A 20203-nucleotide genomic window follows, 5' to 3' on the forward strand; every position below is an offset into this window, starting at 1 on the left:
TTTTATCGTATTGACTAGCTAGTTTTTGATGCAAGCAGAGTGCATCTTATAAGCTAGCCACAGCAAAGCTTTGATAGTTTTCGGAGATGTCTATTTGCATCTTTAACAATGTCTGCACTATCACCATTGTTAGTTTGCTATAGAACCCTCTAGCTTGTTCTTGAGGATTGAACTACCACCTAAAGCAGCCAATGTGATGAATATTCCTACTACTGAATCTGGTTCTGGAACGGAAACTGGTGTACCATTAAGGCTTGCAGAAAAAGCTACTTTATTTGCTCCACTGTCGATAATAAAGGTAGCTGCCGTATTTATAGGTAAAACCCCTCCAGTAAACAAAGTCTCTGTACCATTATTAAGTAGGGTGACATTGCTGAAAAGTTCAGATGATGTCTGTTCAAAAATTGCATCCTGGTTATCTAGCAGTTTCAGGCGAAAACCTGTAATTGTAAAATCTGTGTTATTTAGTAATGTTATAATTGGTGTATTAACATTATTAGCAAAAAAAACTTCTTCTGGGTTACAAGCAAATTCAGGACATATTTCAGCAATTCTAATGCTAGTATCTTCAAGATTAGCCTGATTTAATGATAGTTTAACTAAAGTAGTTGCTGCTGCTATTTGAGGGTTTAAAATAGCTAGAGAAGTCAATCCAGCTACAGCTAAAAGTGAATTTTTGAGAAATTTTCGAGGCTTCATAATATTTGTTCCTGAATCTTAGAAATTCGAGCAGTTATGTTAGCTAGATGATATTTTATATCAGTTTGAGGTAGCCTCTGCAAAAAGAAATCTGATGATTATTTTCTAGAGACTACCTAGCCTCTTAAGCAATTGGCATTAGGGTTCGAGCGCGTAAAAAACTCGGTCTTGTTTTGAGTTAGTTATCTTTGGGGACTAATAACCATAGAAACTGCCTCAAGCATCTCACAAATAGCTGCGATCGCAGCTTGTGCATCTTGCTTATGAGTCAACAAAGATAGATGATTGGCCCCTGTAGCAATGCGATGCTTATTTTGAGATGAAAGATTTGCCAAATCAGCTTGCAATTCACTCCAACCTGCCCACACAGGGTCAGAACCACTATCAGCCGTTAAGATTGTCAGAGGCAAATCACCCAAATGTCTAGTATTTCGCACCTGTGAAGTCATTAAATCCCAAGCTAAGAGTTCATCACGGCTAGTTTTTAAATGTTGCGTTGACGAACAGCAAGCAATAGCCTCTGCTTGTTGCTGAGAAGGTAGTCCATCCACCAGAGGCTGCATTAAACCTGTAAGGCGCAGAATTCCCAGTTTTGCAAGAATGGGTAAAAATTGCAACTGATTAAATAACTTTTTCATCTCCTGAGCAATGGCCGGACTACGCATTCTCTGGTCTGGGTGTGATGAATCTATAAGAATCATGCCGACAACTTCATCGGGGTAAAGATCGGTAAATACCCGTATCAATTGACCCCCCATTGAATGCCCAACTAATATATAGGGAGGTTCAATTCCTACTTTCTTCAAAGCTGTTTGGAGTGTAACAGCTACTTGTTGTGCATTCAGTGATTGTTTATTCGGTTCACTCCAACCGAGTCCAGGGCGGTCATAAGCAACTACTCGCGTCAACTTTGCAATTTCTGGTTGTACCCAAGCCCATATTGCTGACATTGAAAGTAGCCCAGCTTCTAAAATTACAGTGGGTTTGCCTTTGGCTTCTCCCAAACTGTGAAGATGAAGTAGATTTCCTTCTATATCAATAAGTTGACCAGGTGGAGGATAGTTTTGAGTTGTCCAACGGCGAATCATTTTTTATCCTCACAGAATCATAGATGAATAAATCATTTCTCATATTCCCCGAACTAGTTTTTCAAACGCGCAGGCCAAAGACCGAAAGCGATTAGTTGAGATGGGATATCACGCAAAACTGGTATCTGGGCAATCAAATTAGCAAGTGGCGATGGTTCACTGACGCGTGCGGCGGCAACAAGCTGATTTTGGACTAAAACTTGATATCCTTGTATCAACCGTGTTGGTAAATCACGCAAGTGCTGTACTTTTGCCAAGTGTTGCAGTTTTAACTTTCCAGTTTTGAGCGGCGTACTCAACACATTAGCTGCGGCAATAGCATCTTGAATCGCATAACTTATGCCAACTCCACCGAATGGCGACATCACATGAGCCGCATCACCAATCAAAAGCAAACCAGGTTGATACCATTGGGGGAGGCGACTGGCTTCAACGGACAATAAAGTACACTGAGTCCAATCCTTTAGTAAGGATACGCGATCGCTCAATTCTGGTGCTAGTTTGGTAATGGCCTTTTGCAGGCTTTCTATTCCGTCGTTACGCAGTTGAGGATAGCTTCCTTTGGGAATAATGTAGCTAATTTGCCAATAATCACAACGGTCAGCCATTCCCAAAATAGAACCATCACCAATGCGGAGAACGACACCATCAGGTTCATCTGGATTGCGGGGGAGACGAAACCAAAGTATATCCGAGGATGGTGAAGTTTTAACTGGCTTAAACCCTGCTAGGCTACGAGTCCGGGAAGATCGCCCATCTGCACCTATAGTTAGTGAAGCTCGTACTTCTTGCCAGCCATTAGGGCCATGATAGCCAACACCGCAGATTTGCCCATCCTCTTCAATTAGCTTTTGCACTTTCGCCCCCATAACTAAATTAAAGTTTGGGTAGCATTTTGCTTCATTAGTAATGAATTCAATAAAGTGTTGATTGGGAATGAGTGTAATATATGGATATCGAGACTTCAAGCGACTAAAGTCGGCAACTGCACTAGATTTGGTATTGCCTTGAACCGAAATGGAGCCAAGTTTGGTGTGCTTTAACTCAAGTAAGCGATCGGCTAAACCAAGTTCGTCCATGAGTTCCATGACTACTGCATGAAGCGAATCACCGCGAAAGTCGCGATCGAAGTCTTTTTGTGCTTCTAGTAGTGTCACTGAGACACCCTGCCGAGCTAGAAGCAGTGCTAGAACTGCTCCGGCAGGCCCACTACCAACAATGCAGCAATCGGTATATTGAGTTAATTTTTCATCACTATTCATAGCAAAAATAATCAAGTATTGATTTCTAATAAAGAGGAATGATTTCGAGTAGTATTCTTTCTGATGTTGTTGTAGCTAGTAATTTCAAAAATTTTAAAATTACCATTAACTTCTGCAATTATTTGCTCATTTTGCACAAATAAGACACGGCTATCTAGGTGAAATAATTTGTTGTTAACATAAACTTTGTCACTAATTCTTGCCATGACAAACAACGGTATACTAGTTTCTGCAAAATGATGGAATTGGGCTTGCAGATTATTAAGAATAAAGGATGTACCTAATGGAAGATCGTAATAAAGGTGGGATAATGCTGTACCAAACTGACGAGCAGCCTCAAGAATATACAAGCCTGGGATATGATCCTTGGGGTGTTCGTAGAAAAAAGAATGGGAAAGGTTTTGCAAAACTTCACCTATAATCAAGTCCTCGTGAAGTTTTTCTAAATGAGAAATCAGTACGTTTTCTTCTTTATCCTTGTGAACCAAATTTCTATCAATCCAGGTGGATCTACCATATTGAAACTGATTCTGCCATCTTCTGAATTGGGTATAAGCATCGGAGAAGTTGGACTGAGATGACTTTTGAGGGATTGAATTAGAATAATTTACATTCTTTATTAATTCCTTCTTTTTTTCTAGCTTTAACTTTAGAAGTGCAAGTTGTGTTGGTGTAAGATTAGTCAAACGTGAGTCAATAGTGTTATCGCTCATTTAACCTCCTTAGTCATTAATGAAAGTTTTGTGAATGTTCTTGTATTAGTTATCAGCTTTGATTTCAGCTTTTATGCAGAAAGCTAATCAATTTAGAGAAAAAATTATCTGTTTAGTCTCAGCTTTGCCATGCAAAATAACTACGTCTTATTATTCACAAATATGTCAGCAAGTCGGCTTGAAGAAGGCAGGAGGCAGGAGGCAGAAGGGAATGCTGCTTCCTGTCCTCTGGGTGTGACCGTTCACACAGCGTCTTGTAGAGAAGGGAACAAGGGTCTGAATCCCCGCCTAATTGTTCCTTCCACCTTCTGCCCTCTGCCTTTCTTGATAAATAATTTTCATTGGCATAAAGCTTAAGGCATAAGAGTTTTAGCCTAGTTCATTTTTATTTACATACTTTGATGTGATTGTGCCGACTTACTTAACGCTTTAGTTTCTACACCTTTTGTATTTCTACCGCAAATATATTTTGCGCTTCTGCCTCTGATAGCCCCTCTACCTCGTTTAACATTTGTACTAATGTTTCTTCATCGATATAGTTTAGAATCGAACAAAGGTTTAAGGAATCTGGACTAAGCTGCTCTAATAAAGAATCTGGAGTAAGCTGCTCTAATAAAAAAGCTGCAAATTGCCCAATGCTAAGTTCTTCGTAGAATTTTACTGTGGGTATAGTAATATGCAAATCTGCTTCAATTTGCTTTTTCAATTCAATCATGATCAAAGAATCAAGAAATGAAGTGAGCAGATGTTGTGGTTTTAGTTTAGATACGGGAAGTTGTAAAGCTTTTGCCAGTATTTCTAGCATGTAAGTTTCTAAAATCAATTGGCGCTCCTTATCTTCAGCAACAAGGAGTTTTTGTGTAGAAAACCTACTGTTGGCTGCGGCTTGACCGATTTGGAATTCACTCCTAGTAGCCTGTATAGCTGATATCGGTTGTTGTTGTGGCAGTATTTGGGAAGCTCTTTGAGAATCAAATTGGTTCAGCGTCACAGTTTCTTTCCAGTACCGTTGCCGCTCAAAGGGATAAGTAGGCAATGCCAGTCGATGGCGTTGATAGTCCTGCTCAAATCCACACCAGTTTACCTCTACACCTTGCTCATACAAAGTCCCCATAGTTTGGATGATTTGTTGCCAATCTTCTTGTTCCTTTTTGAGAGAAGCAAGCCAAACCCCTGGCTGTGTTGGTAAACACCTACGACCCATACTGCTCAAAACAGCATTTGGGCCAATCTCCACAAATAATTGATAACCTTGTTCATGGAGTGTTTGCACACTCTCAGAAAACCTCACAGCTTCCCGCAGATGGTGTCGCCAATAACTAGCTGAAGCAATTTCTTGTCCTACTACTTGCTTACCAGTCACATTGGAAATTAACGGTAACTGAGGAGTTGAGTATTTTATCTCTTGGGCAATTTGCTCAAATTTGTCGAGAATCGGCTCCATTAAAGGAGAGTGAAAGGCGTGTGAAACTTCTAGCAGACGATACTCAATTTCTTTATCTGCTAAATGTTTAACTATAGTTTGTACTGCGTCTTGTTGACCGGAAATTACGATACTCTTAGTCCCATTAATGGCAGCAATCGAAACAGATTCAATGTAGGGTGCGATCACTGCTCTTACTTGAGCTTCACTAGCAAAAACTGCTACCATCTGCCCATTGCTGGGTAGAGATTGCATCAGTGATGCTCTTTGGGCAATCAATTTAATTCCATCTTCCAGGCTAAAGACACCAGCAATACAAGCTGCAACATACTCACCTACACTGTGACCCATAACAGCGGTTGGTTCAATACCCCACGATTGCCATAATTTAGCGAGTGCATATTCTAATGCAAATAGGGCTGGCTGAGTATAGGCAGTTTCGTTGAGTGGCGATGATGTTCCAGGTTCGGGGTAGAGTATTGATAAGAGCGATTGATTTAGATAAGGATGCAGCAGTTCATTGCAACGATCTAAGGTTTGGCGAAATGTCGGTTGGGTTTCATAAAGATGTCGTCCCATGCCTATATATTGGGAACCTTGTCCTGTGAAGAGAAAAGCTACTTTCGGTTTACTATTGTTAGGTGAAATTTCACTCTCTTCTGTTGATGCCTTCCTAGTAGCGATCGCAGCTAGTTCTTCTCGTGCCTGTGCTGATGATTTCACAACCAGGGCGAGGCGGCGATCAAAATGCGATCGCCCCGTGTTAACGCTAAAGCAGACATCTGCCAAAGATACCGAAGGATGAGTCTCTAGGTAACGTTCAAAGCGCCCCGCCAATGCTGCTAAGGCCGTCTCACTCTTAGCTGAAAGCGTTAATAAATGGATGGGGCGCTCAACTTCTGGAGGTTGGGATGGCTGTACTGGTGCTTCTTCTAGCACCAGGTGGGAATTAGTCCCACTAAACCCGAAGGAACTGATTCCTGCCAAGCGTTTTTGGTATGGGCTTTGTGGTTCGCTATCTACTGTTTGCCAAGGTGTTAACTCTGTGGGAATCACCAGGGGAAGCTGCTCATTGGCAATGTGGGGATTAAGCTTTTTGAGGTGTAAATGGGGCGGGATGGCTTTGTGTTGCATTGCCAATACCATTTTAATTAAGCTAGCTATTCCTGCTGCGGCTTCTAAGTGACCAATGTTGGTTTTGACTGAACCAACCATCAAGGGGTGTTCTGAATGCCCCTGACCTAAGACAGTAGCTAAAGCCTTCAGTTCAATTGGATCTCCCAAAGGCGTGCCTGTACCGTGAGTTTCAACATAACTAATTTCCTCTGGTTCTACCTTGGCATTGGCTAAAGCGGTACGGATAACCGACTGTTGTGCCAATCCACTGGGAACAGTCAGCCCACTACTGCGCCCATCTTGGTTAACAGCTGAACCCCGAATCATTGCCAGTATATTATCACCATCAGCGATCGCATCAGAGAGCCGCTTGAGAACGACTATCCCACACCCTTCTGCTCGTCCATAACCATCAGCAGCATCATCAAAGGTCTTACAGCGTCCATTAGCAGCCAAGGCGCGTAATTTGGCAATTGCGATCGCTACTTGGGGAGATAAGATCGCATTTACACCACCAGCTAAAGCCATGCTACATTCCCCTGCACGCAGGCTTTGACAAGCTTGATGTACTGCCACCAATGACGATGAACAAGCTGTATCAATCGCCATGCTGGGGCCTACTAATCCGAGATTATATGATAGACGACCAGCTGCAACATTTAAGGAGTTTCCTGTAGCCGTGTAAATATCAATTTCTGACGTTTGTGCCAACATCGATCGTTGGGCATAATCAGAAGTGGTGATTCCAACAAATACCCCGGTTTTGCTACCGATGAGTTTGTTTGATGCTTGCCCAGCCTGCTCCAAAGCTTCCCAGCTTACCTCCAGCAATAATCGTTGTTGGGGGTCCATGTTCACCACTTCTCGGGGGGCAAGTCGAAAGAATTCAGCATCAAATAAGTCTAAACCAATATCTAAAAATCCACCTTCACGGGTGTGTGTTTTCCCAGGAGTATCAGGATTGGGATCGTAATACTCATCGACATTCCAACGGTCATTGGGCACTTCTCGAATGGCATCAACTCCTTGCTCAAGGATTTGCCAAAATGACTCTGGATTGTTGGCTCCACCAGGAAAACGGCAACCCATACCAATAATAGCGATCGGTTCAGTTTGCTGACGCTGGAGAACATCGAGTCTAGAGCGAGTTTCTTTTAGGGCGTAAACTGCACGTTGTAGGGGAGATAATTGGTCAAGTTTGTCTGTCATATTGCTCATTTTCAAATTCCTCTCTCTAAGGCTGCTAATTCTTTATCGATTAGTGCTGCTAATTCATTGGATGAGAGATGTTCTATCTCAGCTAAGAAATTGGTCTGCTCTTGGGTGGTTTCATTAAACTCAGTCTCGGAGTCAGAAGACGCTTCCACAGGAACTAATATGTTTAACAAATACTCAGCTAAAGCTTGAATCGTCGGATATTCATAAGTCAAAGTTGAGGCCAGAGTAATTTCTAAGCTAGTTTGGAGACGATTTTTCAATTCCATAGTCATCAAGGAGTCCATACCCATCTCAAAAAAGCCAACTTCTATCTCTGGTAATGAGTCTGTTCTCATCACCGTGGCTACAGTATTTTGTAGATAAATAACTAGTAGAGTCTGGCGTTGTTTGGGTAAAGCAGCTTGTAACTCCTCTAAAAGTTGATACTGTACTTGAGTGGCAGGTGACTGAGCCAAAGGCTGGGAATGCACTTCTTGAACTAATTGGGAGAATAACAAGGGTTGATGATTGGCAGGGAATTGACTCAAGAATTTCGACCAATCTACCTGGAGTACCCCAATTTGGGGAGATGATTGGTTGAGCAATTGTTCCAATACTTGCAATCCTTGTTCTGGCTTAACTACACTTACTCCAGTTGCTGTCCATCGCTGTTCACCATGATTGCCTAAATCAGCAGCCATACCAGCTTCATCCCACGGACACCAGTTAATGCTCATAGCTGGCAGATTTTGCTGCCGTCGATGGTGAGCTAGGGCATCAAGAAAAGCGTTAGCGGCTGAGTAATTTCCTTGACCAGGAGAACCAAGGACTGAGGCAATAGAGGAGAATAAGACAAAGAAGTCTAAAGGTAAATCCTGAGTTTGGAAATGCAGATTCCATGCCCCTTGGACTTTCGGAGCCATAACTTTAGCAAAGGATTGCCAATTTTGCCGCAGTAATACTTTGTCATCAAGAATACCAGCTAAATGTAGAATGCCTCGTAAGGGGGGTAAAGATTTCGCAATGTCAACCAGAACTCTTTGGAATTCGCTTTCTTGAGAGATATCGGCTTGAGCTACAATAATCTCCGCTCCTGCCGCTTGCAACATACCGATTTGTTCGCTAGCCTGACTAGAAGGATGACTGCGCCCTACTAAGACTAAGTGCCTTGCTCCTTGATTTACCATCCACTTGGCTACTTGCAATCCCAAAGCACCAAGACCACCAGTGAGTAAATAGGTACTGTCAGACTGTAATTTGAAAGTTTTTTCCCAGGTATGGTCTTTTTTGCTTGGCACGAAGCGACGCACATAACGTTGCCCTTGGCGCAAGGCTACCTCAACCTCTGCATCTGGTTGCAAAATTTCTTCTAGACAACTATTAGCGGCAATTTCAGCATTGCTGGGTGTGACATCAATCATTCCACCCCAGAGTTCGGGGTGTTCCATCGCCACTACTCGACCCAATCCTAAAACTGGTGTTTGAGCTACCGCTAGAGAGTTGGTTGACAATTCTACGGGTTGAGCATTTTGGGTAACTAACCACAGACGGGGCAATTGGGAAATTTTAGTTGCACTCAGAGCCTGGACTAGGTGTAGCACGCTACCACATATTTGGTGCTGATCTATCTGCAAAGAATCTTTGGTGGTTTCATCGATTGCCGTACTATCAAGACTCCAACAATGGATGATGCCACGCCATGTTGCACCCTCGGTTGTCAGCACCTCACCCAACAACCTCTGAAAATCTTCAGGTGATTCTGGGTTGATTTGCAAATTTCCGACTTCAGAAGTATTGTAAGCTTCACCAGCAAAGACTGTAATACAAGTTTCACCACGGGCTTCTAAGAGCGCGGCTAAGGCAGAGGCAAGATTTTGCTGACGATCGCCTAAAATTAACCAATGACCTGCGGATGATGTTGCACCGCTGCTTACCCGCGCTTTGGGTTGCCACTCAACTTGATAGAACCAATCATTAAATTTGTCAATGACGGTCAGATTTTCTGGTGACGATGCTGCTGAGTCTAGCCAGTAGCGGCGACGTTGAAAGGCATAATTTGGCAGTTGCAGCCATTGACGTGAGTAATCTTGGTCAAAACCAGACCAATTAATTTCTACTCCCCGCAGATATAATTCTCCCAGACTCTTGAGCAGGTTTTGCCAATCGTCATTGCCTGGACGCAGGCTAGGCAACCAAACTCCGAATTCTGCTGGTAGACATTGGCGACCCATGCCTAATAAAGTTGGTTTGGGGCCGATTTCTACAAAAATCTCATAACCTTGGCGATGCAGTGTCTCCATCCCTGTAGCAAATCTCACAGACTGCCTGATATGACGACACCAATATTCTGGTGTGGCAATGTCATCTGTGGCGATCGCTCCAGTGACATTAGAGATGATATTGAGACTAGGTAATGAGTAAGTAATTTCTTTGGCGACCTGTTCAAAGGCTGCTAACATTGGCTCCATTAAAGGAGAATGGAAGGCATGAGAGACATTTAATTTCTTCGTTTTAATTCCAGCTTTTTGCAGTGCAGTGATCGCTTCGTTGACCGCTTGACGATTACCAGAAATTACAATATTCTCTGCCCCATTAACTGCTGCAATTGCCACTTGTTGGGCATAAGGTTCAATGGTGGCTGTTACTTGTTCTTCAGAAGCAAACACTGCTACCATCTCACCATCTTGGGGCAATGCTTGCATCAAACGCGATCGGCAAGTAATTAGCTTGAGTGCGTCTTCTAAACTGAATACTCCTGCTACACAGGCGGCAGCATATTCACCTACACTATGACCCATCACGGCTTTCGGTACAATTCCCCAAGACTGCCATAACTGGGCGAGGGCATATTCGAGAGCAAATAAGGCAGGTTGAGTGTAAGCAGTCTCATCCAACAACAAACTCTTTCCTGATGACGGATATAAGACTTCGAGCAATGGTTTTTCTAAGTAGGAACGGAGAATTTCATCGCAGCGATCAAGTGAGGCGCGGAACGTCGGCTGAGTTTGGTAGAGTTGTCGTCCCATCTCTAAATATTGCGATCCTTGTCCTGTAAATAAAAACGCAATTTTAGGACGTTTTCTTCTTTCTACTTGTTTGCTACCAGTAGCGACAGCACTTAGCTGTTGATGTAACTGCTCAGTAGATTCAGCCACTGCATAAAAGCGGTGGTCAAAATGCGATCGCCCTTTATTTGCTGTGTAACAAATATTAGCAATAGATGCTTGCGGATGAGATTGCAGATATGTTTGATAACTTTCTGCTAGTTCCCGCAACGCTGGCTGATTTTTGGCTGAGAGGGTGAAGATATGCTGAGGGCGATCGATTTCTGGCTCTACTAGTTTGGTGAGTGGTGCTTCTGCCAAAATTAAGTGGGCATTACTGCCTCCAAATCCAAAGGAACTGACACCAGCAAACCTCTGCTCCTGTCCTAAAATCCATTGCTGGCGCTCAGTTGGAATTAATAATGGCGTTCCTTCGAGAGCAATTAACTGATTTAACTGTTTGAGGTGCAGGTGGGGAGCAATTTCTTGATGCTGTAAGGAAAGTACAACCTTTATCAGACCGGCAATCCCAGCCGCAGGTTCCAAATGACCGATATTGGTTTTTACTGAGCCAATCCAACAGGGTTGTTCTGGCGATCGCTCTTGCATCAACACTTGTTTGAGAGAATTTAGTTCGATCGGGTCTCCTAAAGAAGTTCCTGTCCCATGTGCTTCTACATAGCTAATTTGCGCTGGCTTGAGTTTTGCATCTTTTAGGGCTTGGTGAACTACTGCCTGCTGAGACAGCCCATTTGGGGCGGTGAGTCCATTGCTACGACCATCTTGGTTAACTGCTGAACCTCTGATGACGGCGAGAATCCGGTCTCCATCGCGCTGGGCATCAGAAAGCCGCTTGAGAACTACTACACCACAACCTTCTCCCCTAACATAACCATTAGCCTGGTTATCAAAGGTTTTACACCGACCATCTGCTGCTAACATTCCGGTTTTTGAGAAGATAATGGTCATTTCTGGGCTGAGGATCAGATTCACCCCACCCGCTAAAGCTAAATGAGATTCGCCTTGGCGTAAGCTTTGACAAGCTTGATGAATTGCTACCAAGGATGAAGAACAAGCGGTATCTACTGCCAAACTGGGGCCGCGTAAATCTAGGAGATAGGAAAGACGGTTCGCTGCAATACTAAAAGCATTACCAGTGCCGGCATAAACATCAGTAGCAACCCCATAATTAATTTGTAACCGGGAATAATCAAAGTTGCTGATGCCAATGAATACCCCAGTCTGACTACCTGATAACTGCTCCCGTGTCTTGCCAGCATTTTCTAGGGCTTGCCAACTCACCTCCAAAAGTAACCGTTGTTGGGGATCCATGAGTTCGGCTTCTCTAGGAGCAATACCGAAAAATTCGGCATCAAACTGATCTACTTGTTCGAGGAAACCACCCCATTTGATATGATTTTTATCAAGATGTGTGGGCAACTGCTGGGAGACAAGATTGATGTCCCAGCGCGAAGGCGGTACTTCTGTAATTGCATCAACACCATCGTGTAACAACTGCCAAAAGGCATCTGGGTTTTGGGCTTGGGGAAAACGGCAACCCATACCGATAATAGCGATCGCTTCTTGGCCATTTAAAGACTGGGAAGCATTTTGTTGTTGATTTCCCTGATTTAATTGTCCTAAATAACGGGTTAGACTTTCAATGGTGGGGTAATCATACAACAACGTCGGAGAAATCTCACGTCCTAGCCATTCCTGTAATTCACCAGAAATACTCACAGCCGCCAATGAACTCAGACCATAGGTAACTAAAGGTTGCTGAATGTCTATCTCTTCAGCACTAGCTAGCTGCTCAGAAATCTTGGCAATTAACCAGTCCTCGATCGCATCTTGGCTATAAGTTTTTGTTTTCTTTTCAGTTCTAGCTGGTGAATTTCGACGTGTTTTAGTGGCGTTTTCTGGACTATCACTTCTCCATTCGCCAACTGTGTCTAAGTTACCAGTCAAAAATGCCGCTCTACAAGCACTACGCTGAACTTTACCACTAGAAGTTTTCGGCAGGCTCATCGTCCTAAGTAGCACAACCGCATAAACTTCTAGTTCGTGATTTTCTGCCACTGCTCGCCGAATCGCCCCAGTGACTTCAGCGACATTGAGTTTTCTCAGGTGACTCCGCTCTACTTCTTGAACAACCACTAGTTGTTCAAGTCCGGCAATCTCGACTGCAAAGGCGGCTCCAGCGTTGGCAGCTAGGGCTGGATGACTGCGTTCTGTGGTCAGTTCAATATCCTGGGGATAATGGTTGCGTCCCCGAATGATCACTACATCTTTGAGGCGGCCAGTGACAAACAGTTCGCCGTTTTGCAGAAATCCCAAATCTCCCGTCCGCAGAAATAGCCCTGAGCCTTCGCTAACACCAGTATCTGATAGATAAGCATGAAAAGTTTGCTCTGTCTGTTCTGGTCGGTTCCAGTAGCCTTGAGCGACACTCGACCCCGATACCCAAATTTCTCCCACCTCGTCAGGCGCACATTGCTTGAGGGTTTCTGGATTAGCAATGACAATTTTCTGGTCTAAGTAGGTCTGACCACAACCAATAATGGCTCGGTTGTCTTCCTGTTGCGGATTGCTATCTATGATGCGGTTTTGTTCCAAAGCTTTGCCTTGGAAGTTTTGAATTACTGGTGGCTCTTTTGCTACTCCCCCAGAGACAAATAAAGTTGCCTCAGCCATGCCGTAGCAGGGATAAAATGCTTCGCGGCGGAAACCAGAGGGAGCAAAAGTAGCAGCAAATCGCTCTAGTGTTTCAGCCCGCACTGTTTCTGCACCGTTGAAAGCTACTTCCCAACTGCTGAGATCCAGGTCTTCGAGTTGTTCTGGTGTGACCTTTTTAGTACACATATCATAGGCAAAATTTGGGCCGCCGCTAGTAGTGGCTTTATAGCGGGAAATTGCCTGTAACCAACGGATAGGCTTTTGGAGAAATGCCACAGGGGGCATGAAAATGCAGGGTATGCCTAAATATAGGGGTTGTAGTACATTACCAATTAATCCCATGTCATGGAATAAGGGCAACCAACCAACGAAGATAGTTTTTTGTGTATGTCCAAATCCCACCTCGACCATTTGCTCATTATGCAGTAAGTTTCCATGACTTACCATCACTCCTTTTGGTGTGCCGGTAGAACCGGAAGTATATTGGAGAAAGGCGATTGATGAACTGCTCAAAGCTGGTTCTTGCCATAATTGTGCGCGATCTACACTAATTTGATCGGTAGCCAAACAGTTCAGGTCAGCTAGTTCTGGGTCTTGGGCAAATTGAGTTTGAATATTATTTAGTAAGGCATTAGTCGTGAGAGTTACTTTAGCCTGAGCATCTGTGACAATTGCTTGTAATCGAGATAACCTCTGATTTTGTCTGGGGGGATAGGCAGGAACAGCTACTACTCCGGCATACAAACAACCAAAAAATGCTGCGATGAATTCTAAACCTGATGGATATAACATTAAAGCGCGATCGCCAGGAGCAACTAAGCTTTGTAGAGTAACCGCGATCGCTTGAGCCTGTTGATCTAACTCCCGATAGCTGAGGCTACCTGTTTCGATTTCCCCATTCTCTAAAAAGATGTAAGCAGTTTTATCAGGCTGATTTTGCGCTTTTTGACGCAGACATTCTACTAAATGCAGAGGTTGTGCGGATAAATTCAAAGCAATATTCTCAGTGTTCATATTATTTAGCTTTACCACTCACGATTTTTCACAAATACAGTACGATTCAGAAATTAGAAGTTTATACAGCAGTTTTCTTTTGGATGAAGTACAAAGAGCTACGGGTTTGGTGGCAGGAGGTAGAAAGTAGAAACTCTATCTAATGTGTGATCTCTGCATTTATACTCACTTACTTGTAAAGAAAGTGCTGTGTCTGCCTTTGAATATTTACAGTTAGGATTAGAGTTTTTATGCAACTTTATTTTATTATTTTTGTAAGGAATTACACTTAGCGACTTCCAATCAAAAAATATCTAATTCTAGGGGTGCAAGGACTTATACACCTAGAATTGGTTGAAGAATAATTCATAAGTCAACGTGACTCACTCCAGAACGGAATAAAGCTTTATCAATAATTTCTGGAACCGATCTGACTGCAAATTTATAAATTTCTTGACCATTCATTGTGATGGGCATAAAACTTCCTTGACCAATGCTCACATCATCGGTCAGTGGACGTAATTGTGTGTGAAATGGAATATTTAATTGATTGTAACTACTGCCATCACTTCGCATTTCAAAACCTAGAAGCCGGTCTTCATCATGAGCTTGAATAACTACAGCGCCAGCAGCATCTCCGAATAACACACAAGTACGCCGATCTGACCAATCTATCCAATGGGATAAAACATCTGCACCAATCAACAAAATATTGCGGTAGGCACCAGTACGGATAAACTGAGCAGCCGTAATTAAGCCAAATACAAAACCCGAGCAAGCTGCATTTAAGTCAAAAGCCACTGCCCATTTTGCGCCTAGTTCATATTGAATTCGCGTAGCATTACCAAATCGGTCATCAGCTGTAGAAGTGGCTAATATAATTAAGTTGATATCGGTAGCTGCCAAACCAGCAGATAAGAGTGCCTGTTTTCCAGCTTGTACTGCCAGTGACGTTAAATTCTCTTTTGCAGATAAGACTCTACGGGAGTGGATGCCAGTACGACTTTTTATCCACTCGTCAGAGGTTTCTACCACCTGAGCCAGGTCATCATTAGTAAGGGTAATATCTGGAACAGCTGAACCAGTACCAGTCAGGGCAATACCTGTAAAAGTTTCTGCCATCATGATAAATTTATCGCTACGTCCTTATATGTGTGATGTAGTTCTTAATTACTGGACAATTTAGGAATCAATTCCCTTTAAGCTATGATTTACTTTGTTTTTGGATGGCGATAATGTTATTGTTTGACCCAAGTTTGGTTGACACACAGTTTGTTGATTAATGTTAATTGTCTTGACAGTTAAAATAAACTGAGATTCTTGTTTTACTATTGTAGGAACAGAAAAATCTAACCTATTGATTTTCCAAATATTAGTAATTTTTGCATTTGGTAAATTCAAAATTTCATTTCCCAGCTTGCTCAAGCTAGGAGATGAGTGAATAGTTTGATAGATGTTATCTAACTCAACAGCAGTCTCTTGAAATTTCAATATTTCAGTTTCTAGACTGATGGCTAAAGTATTTACTTTATCAGCTTGTACTGACAAATTTTCTAGACTACTACTTAACTGATACTGTAAAAACTCCTGTTTTTTTCGTCTAAGCTCTAACAAAGCCTGTTCAACTTTTGTAACTTCATCCTGTAGTTGATTTAAGGCAGGTACAATGTTTTGAGGAATGGATGTATTTGTTTGGGTTGACATAGATTTTGATGTGTTGAAGGTTTGAGCAAACTAAAATTGATTGATTAATTCTGGAATTTCTTAAAAGCCAAAGTCACGTTGTGACCACCAAACCCAAAAGAGTTAGAAAGGGCAACCTCTACTGTCTGATGGCGATTTATATGGGGAACATAGTCCAAGTCACAGTCTGGATCTGGTTCGTCTAGATTGATAGTTGGTGGAATTTGATCTGACAATACTGCCATCACTGTTGCGATCGCTTCTATACCTCCTGAGGCACCTAATAAATGTCCAGTCATAGATTTGGTGGAACTAATAGGTGTATTGAAAGCATTCTCTCCAAGAGCCTTTTTAATAGCTGATGTTTCAGTTACATCGTTGGCAGAAGTGCTTGTACCATGAGCATTGATATAGCTGACTTGATTGGGAAACAAACCTGCATCTTTTAATGCAAGTTCTATGGCTCTGGCTGCTCCCTCACCACTAGGAGAAGGAGCAGTCATATGGTAGGCATCACAAGTCGCTCCATAACCAACAATTTCTGCGTAAATGTTAGCCCCACGGCTTTTGGCAGACTCTAACTCCTCTAGTAAGAGCATCCCAGCACCTTCCCCCATTACAAACCCATCGCGCTCTTGATCGAACGGACGAGAAGCACGAGTAGGCTCTTGATTACGAGTTGATAAAGCCTTTGCTGCTGCAAAACCAGCTATACATAAAGGTGTAATCGCTGCTTCGGTACCACCACAGAGCATGGCTTGGGCATAGCCATGTTGAATTAAACGAAAGGCCTCTCCAATAGCATTGGAACCAGCAGCACAAGCAGTAACTGTACAAGAGTTATAACCTTTGGCACCTACGTGGATTGCCGTTAACCCAGCAGCCATATTTGCAATCATCATCGGAACATAGAAAGGACTACAACGGCTAGGGCCCCGAGTTAACAAGACCTCCTGTTGGTCTTCTATAACTTTGATACCACCAATTCCGCTGCCAATTAACACTCCTATTTGCGTGGCATTTTGATCATTAATTTTAAAATCAGCATTGGCAAGTGCTTGCTTGCTAGCAGCAACTGCAAAATGGGCAAAGCGATCCATACGTTTTGCTTCCTTACGATCTATATAATTATAGGGATCAAATTCCAGAACCTCTCCTGCAATTTGACAAGTATGATCGGAAGCATCAAACCTAGTAATAGGTCTAATACCACTACGTCCCTCAAGAAGAGCTTTCCAATACGTGGTTACATCATTTCCTAAAGGAGTAATAGCTCCTAAACCTGTAACTACTACGCGCTTTCGTTTCAAAATATCCATAAGTAAAACTGAAATAAAAACTTCTTAAGTTTGACAAATTTACTTAGTTAATTTAGAATATTACAACGATTTTTTTTTGCAATCTTGCAAGCCTAATTTACATTTTTTTTGAATAATTACATATTTTTTATAAGTTCTATTTCTGAAATTTACAAAAAGAATACTTAAAACAATTTTGAATATTTTTTCCTGGTCTTGCTTTAAATAAATTCTTAACTTCTACTTACTCTTCAACTCAAACACCAAAAATTATGCAAATATCTTCAAAATTGATCTGAGAAATTTGTAAGAACCTATCCCACTAATAAAATTCTGGGCGTTGCTGAAACTGTAATGAACTAAGCAGGTAGAGGAACTGTCTGAAATTTCAAGTAGTAACGGGTTGCTGGTACGTGATTGGATTGAGGCTCACAAGGATGAGGTGATTAGCCATAATGCTAAGTTCGGTATGGAGAACAAGAAAGACCCCAGTAACCCTGCTAGTTATGCCAACAAAGGGAAAGACACAGATAAAATTCTCTTGCTGATCAATGAAGAGTTCCTTAGTGGTGAAGGCTTTAAGTCAGGGAGAAATTAAAGTTATTTTTTCCTTTACAAACTCAGTCATAATCACCACTAAGTCTATGTAATTAGTGAATTTTAAATAACGAAATTGTATACCAAACTACATTTTCTCCAGACTATGCCACAACTTAGCTTGGACTATCCCTAGACTATGCCACAACTTAGTGCAGGGAATCAGTTTTTTCAAAAAAGCAAGTTCCCTAGACTATGCCTGGACTATCCTTAGACTATGCCACAACTTAGCGCAAAGAATTGCTATTTTTTGCCCTCAACAATTCTTCGCTTAGAGAATAACATAACCGTAACTCACTATGGTTTCATGCCCTGCGGGTGGCTGCGCCATCTCTCGCTGCGCTCGTGACATGAAACCGCCGTTCGCTTGGAGGGTTTTTGAGTACTACAATGCACTGCATTTGTAGCATAAAGCTTTGATGTCGCCACTAACTATTCTCAGGATTGAGAAACTAAAAACATTCGGCAACGTTGCCGCAAGTGATGACCATGTTACCAGGAATAGAGAAACACCCAACGCAGATCCAACTAATATTATGTCCCCTTGATTGGGGGAGAAGACTCACGCGACTGTTAGCAGCGATCGCTTCGGGAATTAAGCATAGTGCGAAGAAGGTGGTTCGGCTAGCAAGAACCGCAGGCATTGCGGACATTCATTGTCTAAGGCATTCTTCTAACTACTGCCGGGAGTAAAATCAAGAGCGGTGGCTTTAAGGTCTGAAGGGTGAGGCAAGCGATCGCGCCGTTGTCATGCCAAGAATTGAGATCCTAGCCACAGGTGAGAGGATAGCCAAGCTTGCGGCTTATTTTGTAGCCGGGGACTTAGGCCCGCCGAAGTTTGTTAAATCTACAAAATCCACAAAAAAAATTTACCCCTATTTTTGACCCTTTTTTTGTCTATCTAATTGATAATTACTCTCAATATGAACCGCTCAAACCGTGATTATTGACACATTTATCAAGAAATATTACAGTTTTGGCACTAGTAGATTGATTTGACTAAATTCGTGCGTCTGAGAGAATATCTCGACAAAACATCCATTTTCCCCACCTTCACCAACTACATTCAACATCTCCCAATATCTAGACAACATCTCCCAAATCTCCAATTTTTTCTGACCTTTTTACACCTTTTATATCATCCAGTCACAAAATTCTCATTAGCTCAAAAATTCCCAATAAATCCGAACAGTTCCCAATACTTATAAGAAGTCTCCCATTATTTCCCAATAATTGGTCAATTACCCTGAAATTCGCTTAAAAGCTTTTAAGCTCTGTAATCCATCTTTTTCTGACGCACAGTACGCCTTATTTGGCGGAAAGTTTGTTGAGGTAAAAATCAAGAATCAGCCAAAAATGAGTCCGATAAAACTACAAAAGTGACTGAGGTTTTACAACGCTTGTGTCCAATTAAAGCAGAGGCAGGGGAGGAAAGAGTTGATAGACAATTAGTTCTTTTCCCCCTGCTTCTCTTCTACCTCTGCTGCCCTCAACGCAAAAGTTCCTTAACCGAAGGTATTGGGAGTGTCGAGAGGCGTAAGCGGACTGTGACTACCAATCTCAATTGGGAGGCAAGGTAACACAGAGAGAGCGATCGCGTCACCCGATCACAAAAGCTAACTGATCACGCCACTGTTAGGAGAGATCACCTCCGGTGGGCGGTTACGCCATCGCGTTTACAAACAGAGTTAGAATCTCCCGTAAGTCATGCACAAAAAACATTTGTCTGTTATTCTCATTTAAGTAGGGGAAATGTATATTTGAAAACACTCCCTTGGGGATGGCAGTAATGACAGCAGTATGACGGCGATAGTGCCGTCAAAAACGAAATTTTTCTGAGATTTTGTAAATCTTCTAATGGTAAAATTGACGGCAGTATGACGGCCTTGTTGACGGCCTACACGGCAAGGGTAAAAGCTCAAATCAGCTGCCTGAAAATAGGTGTACTTACTAGCCTTATTTAGGCTATTGTTGATTTGAGAAAATTGGCTGTTTTCGACTTAAGTAAAAATACTCAGTGAGTCCGAAAAAGAATTTGAGCAAGGACGTGAAGTATTTTTGAAAAAGCAAGATAAATTAATTCACGCATTCCAAACTCACGTATTCCAAATTGGAGAAATGCGATCGCCCGCAGTCATGTCAAGAATTGAGATTGGAGGTTTGGCGTTTTGGTAGTTATGGTCTGGTAGTCATGATGATTAATGTCTATTTATATAGAGGGCGTGACTACGGTATCAGAACTTGATACAAAATACGGCTATTCTCAGTGGTGACTACCAAAAACCGTATAAAAACCAGCATTGCCAAGCTAGTACAGAAATCTGACTTTTCACGGGATGTGGAAAAGAAAGAGTGGTTCGCGATAGACTATCGCGAACCACTTGCTATTCTTTATTATATTTGGAGGTTTCTTC

At 42.4% G+C, this 20203-nt stretch carries 11 protein-coding genes; 1 reads left to right on the forward strand and 10 read right to left on the reverse strand.

The annotated features are described in order from the left end of the window. Positions 1–129: 129 nt before the first annotated feature. The 9 genes from V7K25_RS23195 to fabF all read right to left on the reverse strand — a co-directional run bounded on the left by V7K25_RS23195 (position 130) and on the right by fabF (position 17213). Positions 130–699, reverse strand: coding sequence for a hypothetical protein (locus V7K25_RS23195; RefSeq protein WP_335160984.1), 570 nt, complete (start codon positions 697–699; stop codon positions 130–132). 182 nt (positions 700–881) lie between these two features. Next, complete coding sequence (locus V7K25_RS23200) at positions 882–1787, reverse strand: alpha/beta fold hydrolase (protein WP_335160986.1); 906 nt, start codon at positions 1785–1787, stop codon at positions 882–884. A gap of 53 nt (positions 1788–1840) precedes the next feature. Continuing rightward, positions 1841–3049 (reverse strand): FAD-dependent oxidoreductase, encoded by a 1209-nt coding sequence (locus V7K25_RS23205; protein WP_335160988.1) that lies wholly within the window; start codon positions 3047–3049, stop codon positions 1841–1843. 11 nt (positions 3050–3060) lie between these two features. Beyond that, positions 3061–3762, reverse strand: coding sequence for an AfsA-related hotdog domain-containing protein (locus V7K25_RS23210; RefSeq protein ID WP_335160990.1), 702 nt, complete (start codon positions 3760–3762; stop codon positions 3061–3063). Positions 3763–4198: 436 nt separating this feature from the next. After that, entirely contained in the window at positions 4199–7519 is a 3321-nt protein-coding gene (locus V7K25_RS23215) for a type I polyketide synthase (RefSeq protein WP_335160992.1), read from the reverse strand. Positions 7520–7521: 2 nt separating this feature from the next. Further along, positions 7522–14232, reverse strand: a complete 6711-nt coding sequence (locus tag V7K25_RS23220; protein WP_335160994.1) for a type I polyketide synthase — start codon at positions 14230–14232, stop codon at positions 7522–7524. A 345-nt stretch (positions 14233–14577) separates the two neighbouring features. Beyond that, positions 14578–15336: a beta-ketoacyl-ACP synthase 3 gene (locus V7K25_RS23225; RefSeq protein ID WP_335160996.1), complete on the reverse strand. Its 759-nt coding sequence runs from the start codon at positions 15334–15336 to the stop codon at positions 14578–14580. A gap of 57 nt (positions 15337–15393) precedes the next feature. Next, positions 15394–15915, reverse strand: a complete 522-nt coding sequence (locus tag V7K25_RS23230; protein ID WP_335160998.1) for a hypothetical protein — start codon at positions 15913–15915, stop codon at positions 15394–15396. Between the two features lie 44 nt (positions 15916–15959). Continuing rightward, entirely contained in the window at positions 15960–17213 is a 1254-nt protein-coding gene (fabF, locus tag V7K25_RS23235; RefSeq protein ID WP_335161000.1) for a beta-ketoacyl-ACP synthase II, read from the reverse strand. A gap of 382 nt (positions 17214–17595) precedes the next feature. Between fabF and V7K25_RS23240 the strand changes: the two genes are divergently transcribed. After that, positions 17596–17790 carry a hypothetical protein gene (locus V7K25_RS23240; RefSeq protein ID WP_335161002.1) on the forward strand — a complete coding sequence of 65 codons (195 nt, stop codon included), beginning with the start codon at positions 17596–17598 and terminating at the stop codon, positions 17788–17790. Between the two features lie 451 nt (positions 17791–18241). Here the strand turns inward: V7K25_RS23240 and V7K25_RS23245 are convergent, their stop codons facing one another. Then, positions 18242–18433: a hypothetical protein gene (locus V7K25_RS23245; protein WP_335161004.1), complete on the reverse strand. Its 192-nt coding sequence runs from the start codon at positions 18431–18433 to the stop codon at positions 18242–18244. Positions 18434–20203 lie beyond the last annotated feature (1770 nt).

This window comes from Nostoc sp., from assembly GCF_036919495.1.
Lineage (GTDB): Bacteria > Cyanobacteriota > Cyanobacteriia > Cyanobacteriales > Nostocaceae > Nostoc.

Coding starts and splice junctions, on each gene's coding strand:
- V7K25_RS23195 (WP_335160984.1), bottom strand. CDS start 699: ATGAAGCCTCGAAAATTTCTCAAAAATTCACTTTTAGCTGTAGCTGGA.
- V7K25_RS23200 (WP_335160986.1), bottom strand. CDS start 1,787: ATGATTCGCCGTTGGACAACTCAAAACTATCCTCCACCTGGTCAACTT.
- V7K25_RS23205 (WP_335160988.1), bottom strand. CDS start 3,049: ATGAATAGTGATGAAAAATTAACTCAATATACCGATTGCTGCATTGTT.
- V7K25_RS23210 (WP_335160990.1), bottom strand. CDS start 3,762: ATGAGCGATAACACTATTGACTCACGTTTGACTAATCTTACACCAACA.
- V7K25_RS23215 (WP_335160992.1), bottom strand. CDS start 7,519: ATGAGCAATATGACAGACAAACTTGACCAATTATCTCCCCTACAACGT.
- V7K25_RS23220 (WP_335160994.1), bottom strand. CDS start 14,232: ATGAACACTGAGAATATTGCTTTGAATTTATCCGCACAACCTCTGCAT.
- V7K25_RS23225 (WP_335160996.1), bottom strand. CDS start 15,336: ATGATGGCAGAAACTTTTACAGGTATTGCCCTGACTGGTACTGGTTCA.
- V7K25_RS23230 (WP_335160998.1), bottom strand. CDS start 15,915: ATGTCAACCCAAACAAATACATCCATTCCTCAAAACATTGTACCTGCC.
- fabF (WP_335161000.1), bottom strand. CDS start 17,213: ATGGATATTTTGAAACGAAAGCGCGTAGTAGTTACAGGTTTAGGAGCT.
- V7K25_RS23245 (WP_335161004.1), bottom strand. CDS start 18,433: ATGCCTGCGGTTCTTGCTAGCCGAACCACCTTCTTCGCACTATGCTTA.